The organism is Massilia niastensis DSM 21313 (assembly GCF_000382345.1).
In the GTDB taxonomy this organism is placed as follows: domain Bacteria; phylum Pseudomonadota; class Gammaproteobacteria; order Burkholderiales; family Burkholderiaceae_D; genus Telluria; species Telluria niastensis.
Genome location: NZ_KB908079.1, coordinates 129,166 through 141,182, shown reverse-complemented (window position 1 = coordinate 141,182; position 12,017 = coordinate 129,166). Strand labels below are relative to the sequence as shown.

Annotated in this window: 12 protein-coding genes and 1 pseudogene; 6 read left to right on the top strand and 7 right to left on the bottom strand. The window is 68.7% G+C overall.

Translation table 11 applies throughout. From position 1 onward, the window contains the following. Positions 1-11 precede the first annotated feature (11 nt). Positions 12-1,175 carry a cystathionine beta-lyase gene (locus tag H162_RS0103975; RefSeq protein WP_020652154.1) on the top strand — a complete coding sequence of 388 codons (1,164 nt, stop codon included), beginning with the start codon at positions 12-14 and terminating at the stop codon, positions 1,173-1,175. 25 nt (positions 1,176-1,200) lie between these two features. Here the strand turns inward: H162_RS0103975 and H162_RS0103970 are convergent, their stop codons facing one another. Both H162_RS0103970 and trxC read right to left on the bottom strand, forming a co-directional pair. Continuing rightward, positions 1,201-1,563, bottom strand: coding sequence for a DUF4870 family protein (locus H162_RS0103970; RefSeq protein ID WP_026354195.1), 363 nt, complete (start codon positions 1,561-1,563; stop codon positions 1,201-1,203). Between the two features lie 87 nt (positions 1,564-1,650). Continuing rightward, complete coding sequence (trxC, locus tag H162_RS0103965; RefSeq protein WP_020652152.1) at positions 1,651-2,094, bottom strand: thioredoxin TrxC; 444 nt, start codon at positions 2,092-2,094, stop codon at positions 1,651-1,653. Between the two features lie 127 nt (positions 2,095-2,221). Here trxC and H162_RS0103960 point away from each other — a divergent pair, with 127 nt between their 5' ends. The 5 genes from H162_RS0103960 (at position 2,222) to H162_RS0103940 (ending at position 7,574) form a co-directional block, all read left to right on the top strand. Next, a complete protein-coding gene (locus tag H162_RS0103960; RefSeq protein ID WP_020652151.1) occupies positions 2,222-2,959 on the top strand; it encodes a DUF72 domain-containing protein in 738 nt (245 codons plus the stop codon). Between the two features lie 39 nt (positions 2,960-2,998). Then, a complete protein-coding gene (locus tag H162_RS0103955; RefSeq protein ID WP_020652150.1) occupies positions 2,999-3,838 on the top strand; it encodes a Mut7-C RNAse domain-containing protein in 840 nt (279 codons plus the stop codon). Then, positions 3,835-4,248, top strand: a complete 414-nt coding sequence (locus H162_RS0103950; protein ID WP_020652149.1) for a hypothetical protein — start codon at positions 3,835-3,837, stop codon at positions 4,246-4,248. Before H162_RS0103955 ends, H162_RS0103950 begins: the two co-directional genes overlap by 4 nt. Positions 4,249-4,372: 124 nt before the next feature. Beyond that, positions 4,373-5,863, top strand: coding sequence for an ATPase domain-containing protein (locus tag H162_RS0103945; protein WP_020652148.1), 1,491 nt, complete (start codon positions 4,373-4,375; stop codon positions 5,861-5,863). Further along, positions 5,850-7,574, top strand: coding sequence for a response regulator (locus H162_RS0103940; protein ID WP_020652147.1), 1,725 nt, complete (start codon positions 5,850-5,852; stop codon positions 7,572-7,574). The genes H162_RS0103945 and H162_RS0103940 overlap by 14 nt, the downstream gene beginning before the upstream one ends. A 13-nt stretch (positions 7,575-7,587) precedes the next feature. On the opposite strand, the gene H162_RS0103935 is transcribed toward H162_RS0103940, so the two are convergent. The 5 genes and pseudogenes from H162_RS0103935 to serB all read right to left on the bottom strand — a co-directional run bounded on the left by H162_RS0103935 (position 7,588) and on the right by serB (position 12,015). After that, a complete protein-coding gene (locus tag H162_RS0103935; RefSeq protein ID WP_020652146.1) occupies positions 7,588-9,024 on the bottom strand; it encodes an App1 family protein phosphatidate phosphatase in 1,437 nt (478 codons plus the stop codon). Between the two features lie 163 nt (positions 9,025-9,187). Continuing rightward, entirely contained in the window at positions 9,188-9,463 is a 276-nt protein-coding gene (locus H162_RS0103930) for a hypothetical protein (RefSeq protein WP_229451922.1), read from the bottom strand. A gap of 188 nt (positions 9,464-9,651) precedes the next feature. After that, positions 9,652-10,026 (bottom strand): GDSL-type esterase/lipase family protein, encoded by a 375-nt coding sequence (locus H162_RS35700; protein ID WP_371846840.1) that lies wholly within the window; start codon positions 10,024-10,026, stop codon positions 9,652-9,654. A gap of 121 nt (positions 10,027-10,147) precedes the next feature. After that, positions 10,148-10,492, bottom strand: a pseudogene (locus H162_RS35695) (GDSL-type esterase/lipase family protein); the annotation flags it as partial. A 674-nt stretch (positions 10,493-11,166) separates the two neighbouring features. Then, positions 11,167-12,015 (bottom strand): phosphoserine phosphatase SerB, encoded by an 849-nt coding sequence (serB, locus tag H162_RS0103910; RefSeq protein WP_020652141.1) that lies wholly within the window; start codon positions 12,013-12,015, stop codon positions 11,167-11,169. Between the last annotated feature and the right edge of the window lie 2 nt (positions 12,016-12,017).

The window sequence follows — 12,017 nt, the reverse complement described above, 5'->3', positions numbered from 1 at the left end:
GGCGCATCAAGATGAACAAGAAAGCGGTCCAGACCACCCTGATCCACAGCGACTATGTCGCGCCCGGCGGCTTCGCCGCCTTCCCGACCGGGATCCACCACGCGTCGACGGTGCTGTTCCCGAACGTCGCCGCGATGCGATCCGGCCAGTGGAAGGAAAAGAACGCCTATACCTACGGCCTGCACGGCACGCCCACCACCTTCACGCTGGAAGCGCGCCTGGCCGGCATCGAAGGCGGCGAGCACTGCCTGCTGGCGCCGTCGGGCCTGGCGGCGATCGCGATGATCGACTTCGCGCTGCTCAAGAGCGGCGATGACGTGCTGCTGCCGGACAATGTCTACAACCCGAACCGCGAGCTGGGGCGCTGGCTGAGCCAGGACTTCGGCGTCACGGCGCGCTTCTACGATCCGATGGTCGGCGCCGGGATCGCCGAACTGATCCAGCCGAACACCCGGCTGGTCTGGGCCGAGGCGCCCGGTTCGGTGTCGATGGAAGTGCCGGACCTGCCGGCGCTGTGCAAGGCGGCGCACGAAAAGGGCGTGCTGGTCGCGCTCGACAACACCTGGGCGGCGGGCCTGGCGCTGCGCGGCTTCGACGCCGGCGCCGACATCGTGATGCATGCGCTGACCAAGTACCAGTCGGGCGGCGCCGACCTCCTGATGGGCGCCGTCATCACGCGCGACCGCGCGCTCAACGACCGCCTGGCGCAGGCGCACATGCGCCTCGGCCTGGGCGTGGGGGCGGACGACGCCTTCCTCGTGATGCGCGGGCTGCCGACCATGAAGCTGCGCTTCGAGGCCCACGACGCCGGCGCGCGCCAGGTCGCGGCCTGGCTCAAGGCGCGTCCGGAGATTGCGAAGGTGCTGCACCCGGCGTTCGAGGATTGCCCGGGCCACGAATTCTGGAAGCGCGACTTCCGCGGCGCCGGCGGGCTGTTCTCGGTGCTGTTCGATGCGCGCTTCACCGAAGCGCAGACCGACCGCTTCGTCGATGCTTTGGCCCTGTTCGGCATCGGCTACAGCTGGGGCGGCCCGAACAGCCTGGTGATGCCTTACCGTATCCAGGGCATGCGCAAGCAGTGGCGCGACGCGGGCATCCTGGTCCGCTTCAATATCGGCCTCGAGGAGCCGGGCGACCTGATCGCCGACCTCGAGCAGGCCCTCGCCGCACTCTGACCAGGACCTGCGGGGCGATGCCGCTTCAGACCGGCATTGCCTTGTTGCTGTTCAGGTCGAGGAAGCCGCGGATCAGCCGGTAAGCCTTCCACACCCAGGCCACGCCCCACACCAGCCAGGCCAGCGGGATGCCGATGATGGTGGCGAAGAGCACGAACCCGAGCGCCATCCACAGCGCGTAGAACCAGAACGAACGGATCATCCAGGTGTGGTGGGTGTACACCATGGTGCCCGAGGTCTCGGGACGCTTGACGTAGTTGACGATCAGCGGCACGAACGACAGCATGCCGAGCGAAAAGAAGAAGGTCAGGGCGTGAATGATGTACAGGATGCGCGCCCATTGCTTGCTGTCTTCCACACCACGCTCCATTACCAGTTCTTGCGACATAGCTCCTCCTCGTCCGGGACCGACCCGGTGATGACGGGATTGTAACACTGCGCATTGCAGGAACGCACTGCGCAACCGGGTGCGCGACTAGGCCTGGCCCGCGTGCGCCTGCACCCAGGCCACGATCCGGCCCGCATCCATGGCGCCGGCCTGGCGCGCGACTTCGCGTCCGTTGCGGAACAGCGCCAGGGTCGGAATGCTGCGGATGTTGTAGCGCCCCGCGAGGTCCTGCGCCGCCTCGGTATCGACCTTCAGCAGGCGCACCATCGGTTCCAGGCGCTGCGCCGCCTGGGCATAGGCGGGCGCCATCATCTTGCACGGACCGCACCATTCGGCCCAGAAATCCACCAGCACCGGAATATCGTTGCGCGTGAGGTGACGCTCGAAACGGGCGCTGTCGACCTCGAGCGGGCGGCCGGCGAACACCGGCCGGGCGCACTTGCCGCAGGTCGGCGCATCCTGCAGCCGCGCCTGCGGCATGCGGTTGACGGCGTCGCAATGGGGGCAGACGACGTGGAGCGGGTCGGTCATCGGGGTCTCCCTGACAGGTATCGATGGCGGTATTGTAAGCCGGTCCACGCGCTCGTGCAGGGTCAGCCATGCGCCGCCACGGCCGGGCTTCCCGTAGAATCGGCTGGTCCCGACTTCAAAGTGACCGATGAGCGCTATTCCACCGCCCGGCCGCCTGCTGGTCGGCTGCGCCGGCTGGAATGTCTACAAGGAATCCGCCGCAGCCTTTCCCGCCGCCGGCAGCCATCTCGAACGCTACGCGGCCGTGTTCCCGGCCGTGGAGATCAATACGTCGTTCTACCGTCCGCACCAGCCGCAGACCTACCTGCGCTGGTCGGAAAGCGTGCCCGACGACTTCCGCTTCGCGGTCAAGCTGCCGCGCGCGATCACCCATGACGCGCGCCTGTTCGAGGTCGGCGAGCAGCTGGACCGCTTCGCGCGCGAGGCGCGCATGCTCGGCGACAAGCTGGGTTGCCTGCTGGTACAGCTGCCGCCGAAATTCGGCTTCACCGACGAGCCCGCACGCAGCTTCTTCAGGCAGCTGCACGAGCTGTTCGGCTGCATGATCGCGTTCGAGGCGCGCCATCCGAGCTGGTTCTCGGACCCCGCCACGGCGCTGCTGCGCGAGCGCGGCGTGACGCGCGTGATCGCCGACCCGGCCGCCGGCCAGCCCGGGCCGCACGTGCCGACCAGCGATACCAGCGTCTATGTGCGGCTGCACGGCTCGCCGCGCATCTACTACTCGCGCTACCCGCGCGACTACATCGACCAGCTGCGGCGCGAACTCGACGCGCAGGTGGCGGCGGGGCGTACCTGCTGGTGCATCTTCGACAATACGGCGGCCTTCGCGTCGGTGCCGAATGCGCTGGAGTTGTTGCACGGATAGGTTCTGCAAGCAGACGATGAAGCTGCCATACTGCTCATCATGGTCACCGCCATCTTTCGCTTCCATGAAGAGCTGAACGACTTCCTGCCGCGCGAGCGGCGCGGGCGGCCGTTCGCGTCCGGTTGCGCCCGGGACGCGACCGTCAAGCACATGATCGAAGCGCTGGGCGTGCCGCATACCGAGGTCGAACTGGTGCTGGTCAACGGACAGGAAAGCGGCTTCGAGCGGCGGGTCGAGGATGGCGACCGGATTGCCGTCTACTCGCGCTTCGAGCTCATCGAATTCGGTCCGCACGAGAGCGCCCTGCAGGAGAAGCCGGTGCTGGACCGGCTGCGCGACCGCCCGCTGGCGCGCATGCGCTTCATCGCCGACGCCCACCTGGGCGGGCTGGCGCGCCTGCTGCGCATGGCCGGCTTCGACACGCTGTACGACAACCACTACCACGACGACGAGATCGAGGACATCGCCCAGGACGCCGACCGCGTGGTGCTCACGCGCGACCGCGAGCTGCTCAAGCGGCGCGCCATCCTGCATGGCTGCTACATCCACGCGCTCGATCCGGCGCAGCAGTTGCGCGAGCTGTTCGCGCGGCTCGACCTGGCGCAGGGCGCGCGCCCGTTCACGCGCTGCCTGGACTGCAACGTGCCGCTGCGCCCGGTCGACAAGGCCAGCGTCTTCCACCGCCTGCCGCAATCGGTGCGCACCCTGCAGCACAGCTTCACCACCTGCGACATCTGCCAGCGCGTGTACTGGAAGGGGACCCACTACCAGCGCATGAATGCGCTGCTGGCGTCGCTCGGCAGCCCGGACGAGGGTACGCCGGAGCGCCGTTCCGATATAGAATCGTCCAAGGCCCCCGATTTCCCATCCCTGACGTGAGCGAACACCTGTCGCCCTTTGCTTTTCCGGTCCGCACCGAATGCCCGCCGGGCACGTGCGTGTGCGAGCGCGAGCGCCTGATGGCCGACCCCCAGGGCGACCACCGGCCGCTGATGCTGACGCGCCAGCAGGAACAGAAGCTGATCGAGCGCATCGAACGGATCGACAGCTACGCCGACCTCCTGCACGTGCAAGCCCTGGTCCTCAGGAACCTGGGCGCCGAGCTGCGCATCGCGCCGGGGCCGAACGAGGTGCGCACGGTGCGCGGCATCCTCATCGTGCTCGAAGAACGGCCCGGACTGTGCAGGAAGGTGCGCCAGTCGGTGCCGGCCGCGGTCCGGCGCCGGCTCGGCGAGCGCCCCGACATCGCCTACGCGATCCTCGACGCGCACGACCTGTTCGGGACCTGAAAGCAAATCCCCGTATAATTGGCATCAACATAGCCGTTGCGCCGTTTGCGACGCCCTCTACCGGTCGTACTGCAGTGTGTCGCCAAGGCTGCACGGCATTCTCGGCCACATCCATAGGCCGTAGATGAACTCCGTACCGACCTCCCGCCTTTCGACCGGCATTGCCGGTCTTGACGATATCCTTGGCGGCGGACTGACGCCGCAGCGGGTCTACCTGGTCGAGGGGTCGCCCGGCGCCGGCAAGACCACGCTGGGATTGCAATTCCTGCTCGATGGCGCGGCCAAGGGCGAGAGCGGCCTGTACATCACGCTGTCCGAAACCACCGACGAACTGGCCGCGGTCGCGGAAAGCCACGGCTGGTCGATCGCGTCGCTGGCGGTGTTCGAACTGGCCGGCGACACCGACCTCGATCCCGATGCCCAGCAGTCCGTATTCCACCCCTCGGAAGTCGAGCTCGGCGAAACCACGCGCAAGGTCATGGACGAGGTCGACCGGATCAGGCCGGTGCGGGTGGTGTTCGACAGCCTGTCCGAGATGCGCCTGCTGGCCCAGAATCCGCTGCGTTACCGGCGCCAGATCCTGGCGCTCAAGCAGTTCTTTTCCTCCAGGTCGAGCACGGTGCTCATGCTCGACGACAAGACCAGCCAGTCCGACCAGCATTTGCACAGCATCGCCCATGGCGTGATCAGCCTCGAGCAGATCGCCAAGGAATTCGGCAAGGAACGCCGGCGCGTGAACATCATCAAGATGCGCGGCATCCGTTTCCGCGGCGGCTACCATGACTACCTCCTCGAGACCGGGGGCATCACCATGTTTCCGCGGCTGGTGGCCGCCGAGCATAACCGGCCCTTCGTCCCGGAGGTGCGCTCGAGCGGTTCGGATGGCCTCGATGCGCTGCTGGGCGGCGGACTGGTGCGCGGCACCAACACCCTGATCGTCGGCCCGTCCGGCATCGGCAAGACGACCCTGTCGACGCGCTGCCTGCTGTCCGCGCTGGAACGCGGCGAACGGGCCTCGTTCTACCTGTTCGACGAGGGCCTGGGCACCTTCTTCGAGCGCAGCGCGGCGCTGGGGCTGGAGCTGCGCGCCTTCGCCGACAGCGGGCAGCTGAGGATCCACCATATCGATCCGGCCGAACTGTCGCCGGGCGAATTCGCACAGATGCTGCGCGACTCGGTCGAGCAGCGCGGCGTGAGCTTCATCGTGATCGACAGCCTGAACGCCTACCTGCAGGCGATGCCGGGTGAGCATTACCTCACCCTGCAGATGCACGAGCTGCTGTCCTACCTGAACCAGCAGGGCGTCACCACGGTGCTGGTGCTGGGCCAGCACGGCCTGGTCGGCGAGGTGCGCACCGATGTCGACCTGAGCTACCTGAGCGACAGCACGGTGCTGCTGCGCTTCTTCGAATCCAATGGCCGCCTGCGGCGTGCCATCACCGTCATCAAGAGCCGGACGGCCCGCCATGCGCTGACCATCCATGAACTCCAGCTTGGCCCCAACGGCATCCGGATCGGCGATCCGCTCGAAGGTTTCGAAGGCGTGCTCAGCGGACTGCCGAGCTACCGCGGTTCCACGCCGATGATGATTCCCGCGCCGCATGCCGCCGACTAGCGCGCCCGAAGAGCGCGTCCTGGTCTTCGCGCCGCGCGGGCGCGATGCCGAGGTCATCGCGGCGGTGCTCGGGCGCGACGGTTTCGCCTGCGAGGTCGCCGGCAGCTTCGCCCGGCTCACGGCCGCGATCGGGGAGGGCGCCGGGGCGGCCATCATCGCCGAGGAAGCCCTGCACGGGATCGACCTCGGCCCGCTGCACGCCTGGCTGGAGCGCCAGGACCCCTGGTCCGACTTCCCCTTCGTGGTCCTGCTGGCCAAGGCGATCGGTCCGCCGGCCGACGGTGCGCGCGCACGGATCGGCGCCCTCGGCAACATCATCCTGCTCGAACGCCCGCTGAACGCCCAGACCCTGCGCAGCGCGGCCGGCTCGGCGCTGCGCGCCAGGCGGCGCCAGTACCAGGCGCGCCACGTGCTCGGCGACCTCGAACGCACCGCCGCCAGCCTGCGCCAGAGCCAGGAAGCGCTGGTCGAACTGAACGAGACGCTGGAAGTGCGGATCGAGGAGCGCACGCGGGCGCTGGCATCGGCCAACGATCGCCTGATGAACGAGGTGATCGAGCGCGAGCGGGTGCAGCAGGCCATGGTGCAGTTCCAGAAGATGGAAGCGGTCGGGCGCCTCACCGGCGGCATCGCGCACGATTTCAACAACCTGCTCAACGTGGTCCAGGGCAGCATGGACCTGATCCTGCTGCTGTCGAAGGACGAGCTGGCGCGGCAGCGCGCCGAAGTGGCGCGCCGGGCGTGCCAGCGCGGCGGCAAGCTGACCAGCCAGTTGCTGGCGTTTTCGCGCAACCAGAGCCTGAACCTGCGCGCGACCGACGTCGGCGCCCTGTTCGACGGGGTGCGCGAGCTGGTCGCCACCTCGCTGGGTTCAGGCATCCGGCTGCGCTTCGAGGTCGATGCGCCGGGCGCGACGATCATGGCCGACACCAACCAGATGGAAATGGCCCTGCTCAACCTGGCCATCAATGCGCGCGACGCCATGCCCGGCGGCGGTGAACTGGTGTTCCATGCGGCGCCGATGGCGCCGCCCGCCGGCTTGCTGCCGGCGGGCGCCTATGTCCGGATCGCGGTCACCGACAGCGGCGAAGGCATGGCGCCCGACGTGGCGGCGCGGGTCTTCGAACCCTTCTTCACCACCAAGGAAGTGGGGAAGGGCACGGGACTCGGACTGAGCCAGGTGTACGGCATGGCGCAGCAGTCGGGCGGCGCGGCCCGCATCCTCAGCCAGCGCGGCGTGGGCACGACCGTGGAGATCTGGCTGCGCGCGGCAGGCGAGCACGAGGAGACGGCGCCGCCCGCGCCGGCCGTCGTCGGCCGGAGCGCCCGGCCGGACGCGCGCATCCTGATCGTCGAGGACGACGATTTCGTGCGCGAGTCGATGGTCGATTCCCTCCAGGCGCTCGGCTACCAGGTCAGCCAGGCGCCCGACGGCGAAGCCGGATTGCGCGAGCTGCAGCGCCAGCGGCCCGACCTGATCATCACCGACTACCTGATGCCGGGCATCACCGGCGCCGAATTGATGCTGCGTGCACGCGAGGCGTTTCCCGGTGTGCCGATCATCATCGCGACCGGCTACGCCGACATGAAGGCGATCGAACAGGCCCTGGGCGACGACCTCCTGTTGCGCAAGCCTTTCCAGCTGGCGGAGCTGGCGGTCAGCGTCGAACAGGCGCTGGACCGCGCCGGGCGCGCCGTGCCCGGGCACTGACGGCGGCGCACGCTCAGCCGGACGCGATCAGCTTGTCATCCTGTTTCTTGTCGGCCCGGACCGCGGCCAGGCGATCGACCTGGATCAGGCCTTCCGCCGCCGCGTGCGAGGCGGCGAACACGCTGTCCGGCGCCAGGATCAGCTGGACGCCGGTGGTGCTGACTTCCTCGATCAGCCGGTCGAGCGCGTCGATGCGCGCCGGATCGGGATTCACGTTGCGGATATAGATCATCCGCACCTGCTGCGGATGCCGGCGCACGACCTCGGTGTAGATCTCCGGATCCTGTTCGCCGCTGTCCCCGATCAGTACGAATTGCAGGTCCGGATAGTAGCCCAGGATGAGTTCGATCTTCTCGAGCTTGTGGTTGCCGTGCTTGACCAGCTGGAACATGTTGCGCATGTCCAGCTCGCGCAGCAGCAGGGGCCCGACCGGGATCCCCTGGACCCGCAGGAAGTCCAGCAGCGGGCCGTACAGGTGCCAGGGGCTGCTCGAGACATAGAAGGTGGGATTGTCCTCGCTGCCCGTCGCGCCCCCGTTCAGGGCGCGATAGAAGGCGGCCACGCCCTTGAAGGGCTTGCGGGTGTGGGCGTTCGAGCGGGCCAGCAACAGGGCCATGTTCAGCTTGTTGGTCACGTTGGTCCAGAGCACGGTGTCATCGATATCGCTGATGATGCCGAAGCGCGCGCTCGCGGCCGGGACGAACACGTCGGCCGTGGCGCGCAGGGGCTGGCCGTCGGGGGCGCGGCTGGCGGGGATCTCGATGTCGACCGTGTGCCGGCCGGCGGGCAGCGAGGCGGCGGGCGTGATCTCGAAGGAGAAATAGCCGCCCGCGTCGGTCGCGGTGTCGTAGCTTTGTCCCTGGAAGCGGGCAACGACATGCGCGCCCACGACCTCGTCGGATTCCAGGCGCCGGTACAGGGCCACCAGGTTCATCCAGCCGCTGTCCTGGCTGCCCTGCTCGCGGAAACTGGCTTCGTCCAGCACCCGGCCCCTGACCCACAGCTTGTGCGGGTTGCCGAAGCCGAGGTAGGGCAGGACCATCAGTTGCCGTCCGGACCCAGGCGTGCGCAGCCGATTCAGCGCCAGGCCGGCGAGGGCACCGGCGCCCCTGGCCAGCCGCTGGCGCAGCCCCGGGGCTGCCGGCGCCGGGCGCGCCGCGTTCGCCCGGGCCGGCACGGCGGGTAGGCCCGCCGGCCGGACGCGCTCGATCCACACGGAGGGGTGTCCGCTTGCCGCCAGCACGTCGTCCATGTCGTCGGGCGTTGCCGGATCCACCGGGGTCGCCAGCACCTGGAGGGCGGCGCCCTCGTCGCGCAGGCTTGCGAGCTCGGCGTCGGAGGCGACGCCCGGGTTGAGATAGAAGACCGCGCCGGCGCGGTCGACGCGCGGCAGGAGGTCTTCGAAACCAGCACGTGTCAGTATCAGGAACGGAGTCTTGCTGTTTGCCATGGCGACAGATAATCTTCCCGGTAGCGGTAGAGCTCCTAGTATCCCGTATCCTCGCGTTCGGGGACCGCACGCGAGGACATGGGCAAGCCGGAAAGACGACGCCCATCGCGAAGATGGGCGCTTGTGCCAGGCAAAAAGGCCGGCGAATGCCGGCTTGGGGAGCTTAGTATGGCCAGTGGGTGCCGATATGGCCGCTCCAGCCGCGGTGGCGGTGACCCCAGCCGCCGCGTCCGAAGCCGAAGCCCAGGCCGATCGAGATCGGCGGATAGGTATAGCGCGGCCGTTCCACGTACACCGGTTGCGGTACATAGACGGTTTGCGGCACCGCTTGCACGGTGGTCGGCGTCGTGTAGGTCACCCTCGGCCCGTTGGGCGTGGTGACGGCGGCCTGGCCGCTGGCGGCGGCTTGCGCGCCAGTGCCGACAGGAACTGGCGTCACGGATACGACATGCCACTGGCTCGGGTCGGCCGGGGGCGGATAGGCGCGGGATGCGTAATTCGGGTGTGTGGCGCAGCCTGCCAACGCGGCGAGCGACGCGATCATGACGGCGTAGCTTTTCATAACATACCTCCTGATGCTGGCATCTTAAGACCTTCCGCGCCCGCTTGCGCGTTTATTACAGCTTGTTACACCCAGGCACGGAAACCGCGGGCATTGTCCGCTCGGTGTGCGCTAGGCGCGCCGAGCAGCGCCCCCAGTTGCGCCAGCGGCACCGCCGCCGCCATGGCCTGGTAGCCGGCATCGTTAGGATGCAGGTGGTCGCCGCTGTCGAGAGGCGCGCGCAGCCGCGCCGGCGCCGCCGGATCGCGCAGCGCCAGGTCGAAGTCGGCCAGCACATCGAAGGCGCCGCTGCTGCGCATCCAGGCATTCACGGCCTGGCGCACGGCTTCGCGCGCCGGCGAGGCATACTGGTAGCCGGTGAACGGCAGCAGGGTGCCGCCCAAGACCGCGATGCCGTGCGCATGCGCCCGCTCGATCAGCTGGCGGTAGCCCGCGACCATGTCTTCGGGCCGGATCATGGCCGAGGATGGACTGTGGATGATGTCGTTGATTGATGTCGTTGATGCCGATGAGCACGCCGAACACGCGCAGGCCCGGCGTGGCGAGCACGTCGCGGTCGAAGCGTTCCAGCAGGTCGTGTCCGGCCAGCAGCGCCGTGGGCGTGTCGAGCAGCATGCGGTTGGCGCTGATGCCCCGGTTGACGACGGCGTAGCGCGTGCTGCCGCCGGGTTCGTGCCGCAGGCGCTGGGCCAGCCAGTCCGGCCAGCGGCGGTTGGTGTTGACGGTGCTGCCGATGCCGTCGGTGATCGAATCGCCCGCGACGACCAGGGCCGTGGCCGGGCTGTCCGCATCGATCTCGGTGAGGAAAGGCCAGGAACTGAAGCTGCGCTGCACCGGCAGCGCCGCCAGCGCGCTGTGGTCGCCCGCGGTGGAGGCGTAGCTGGTCTGGCAGGCCGCGCTGTGCATGGTGCTGCCCTGGACGGTGCCGGGCAGGTACAGGCTGACGGCCAGTTCGGCGAACGCGGGCACCGGCAGGGCGACCGGGTCGGACAGCACGGGTGCGCCGGCCGGGATGCTCACCCAGCTGCGTCCGCCAAAGCTCAGGGGGAAATTGGTCCCGGCCACCACGGTGGCGCCCGGCCCGCGCAGGCCGATCCTGGCCGCGCCGATGCGCAGCTCGGTGCCGCCCATCTCGTTCGACAGGCGCACCCGGACGCGGCTGGCGCCGATGCTGGCGCGCGCGACCAGGCGCAGGGTCTGGTTGCTGAAGCTGAGCGTGCTGGCGGTCGGGGTCGGGCCGGCCGGCGCGCAGCCCCAGGTGGCGCACCACGGCTCCCTGTATCCGGCCTGGGCCCGCGCCGGGGCGGCCGGCATGGCCAGCGCGCCGGCGAGCGCGGGCGCGCCGAGCAGCAGGCGTCGTCGCCCGCGGTTCACGGCGCCGGCCTGCGCTGCGGAGGCGGGAGAAGAAGGCGTAGCGGGAAGGGAAACGCGTTGGGCCAGGCTGGACATGGCAGTCTCCTGTCGGTGGACGTGCGACCGGCGCGGTCGCATGTCCACCTTAGTCCAGCACTGCGGCGCTTCCAATCGCGGACACGCCGATGTTTGAGCCAGCTCGACTTTTTATGAATGAGTGCTGGCGCTCAGGCGAGAATGTGCAGCAGGCCATCCAGGCCCGAGAAGTTCAGGGCCACGCCGGCCTGCGCACGCACGATCGGCTTGGCGCGGAAGGCCACCGACAGTCCGGCGATGCCCATCATCCTGAGGTCGTTGGCGCCGTCGCCCATCACGATCGCGCGCGATGCTGGAATGCCCAGCTCGTCGCACACGCGCTGGACGGTGCGCATTTTCTCGTCTGCATCGACGATGCCGCCGACCACGCGGCCGGTCAGCTTGCCGTCCGCCACTTCCAGCACGTTGGCGTGGGTATAGTCGAGGCCCAGGCGTCCTTTCAGGCGGTCGGTGAAGAAGGTGAAACCGCCCGACACCAGCAGGGTCTTCAGGCCCGCGGCCTGGACCGCCGCGAGCATGGCTTCGCCGCCCATCGAGATCTGCAGGCGCTCGTCGTAGACGCGCTGCAGGGCGCCGGCGTCCAGTCCTTCGAGCAGGGCCACGCGGCGCGCCAGGCTGGCCGGGAAATCGAGTTCGCCGCGCATCGCCGCCTCGGTGATCTCGGACACCTGCGCTTTCAGGCCCTGCATGTCCGCGATCTCGTCGATGCATTCGATCGTGATCAGGGTCGAGTCCATGTCCATCGCCACCAGGCCGAAGTCGGCCAGGCTGCGGCCGGCGTCGATGAAGGTGGCGTCGACCTGGACGTCGAACGCGGCCTGCTCGATGCCGGCTTTCAGGCCGGCGCTGAAGGCGACGTCTTCGCAGCGCAGCGCGTTGGCAGCGAGCGGAACGGTGCGCGCGGGGCGGGCCAGTTGCGCCAGGCGCTCGAGCGTTTCAAGAGTGGCCTGCGGGCCCTGAAGTACCAGGTTGGTGGTCATGG

Coding starts and splice junctions, on each gene's coding strand:
- H162_RS0103970 (WP_026354195.1), bottom strand. CDS start 1,563: ATGTCGCAAGAACTGGTAATGGAGCGTGGTGTGGAAGACAGCAAGCAA.
- H162_RS0103960 (WP_020652151.1), top strand. CDS start 2,222: ATGAGCGCTATTCCACCGCCCGGCCGCCTGCTGGTCGGCTGCGCCGGC.
- serB (WP_020652141.1), bottom strand. CDS start 12,015: ATGACCACCAACCTGGTACTTCAGGGCCCGCAGGCCACTCTTGAAACG.
- H162_RS0103975 (WP_020652154.1), top strand. CDS start 12: ATGAACAAGAAAGCGGTCCAGACCACCCTGATCCACAGCGACTATGTC.
- H162_RS0103935 (WP_020652146.1), bottom strand. CDS start 9,024: ATGGCAAACAGCAAGACTCCGTTCCTGATACTGACACGTGCTGGTTTC.
- H162_RS0103945 (WP_020652148.1), top strand. CDS start 4,373: ATGAACTCCGTACCGACCTCCCGCCTTTCGACCGGCATTGCCGGTCTT.
- trxC (WP_020652152.1), bottom strand. CDS start 2,094: ATGACCGACCCGCTCCACGTCGTCTGCCCCCATTGCGACGCCGTCAAC.
- H162_RS0103955 (WP_020652150.1), top strand. CDS start 2,999: ATGGTCACCGCCATCTTTCGCTTCCATGAAGAGCTGAACGACTTCCTG.
- H162_RS35700 (WP_371846840.1), bottom strand. CDS start 10,026: ATGGTCGCGGGCTACCGCCAGCTGATCGAGCGGGCGCATGCGCACGGC.
- H162_RS0103940 (WP_020652147.1), top strand. CDS start 5,850: ATGCCGCCGACTAGCGCGCCCGAAGAGCGCGTCCTGGTCTTCGCGCCG.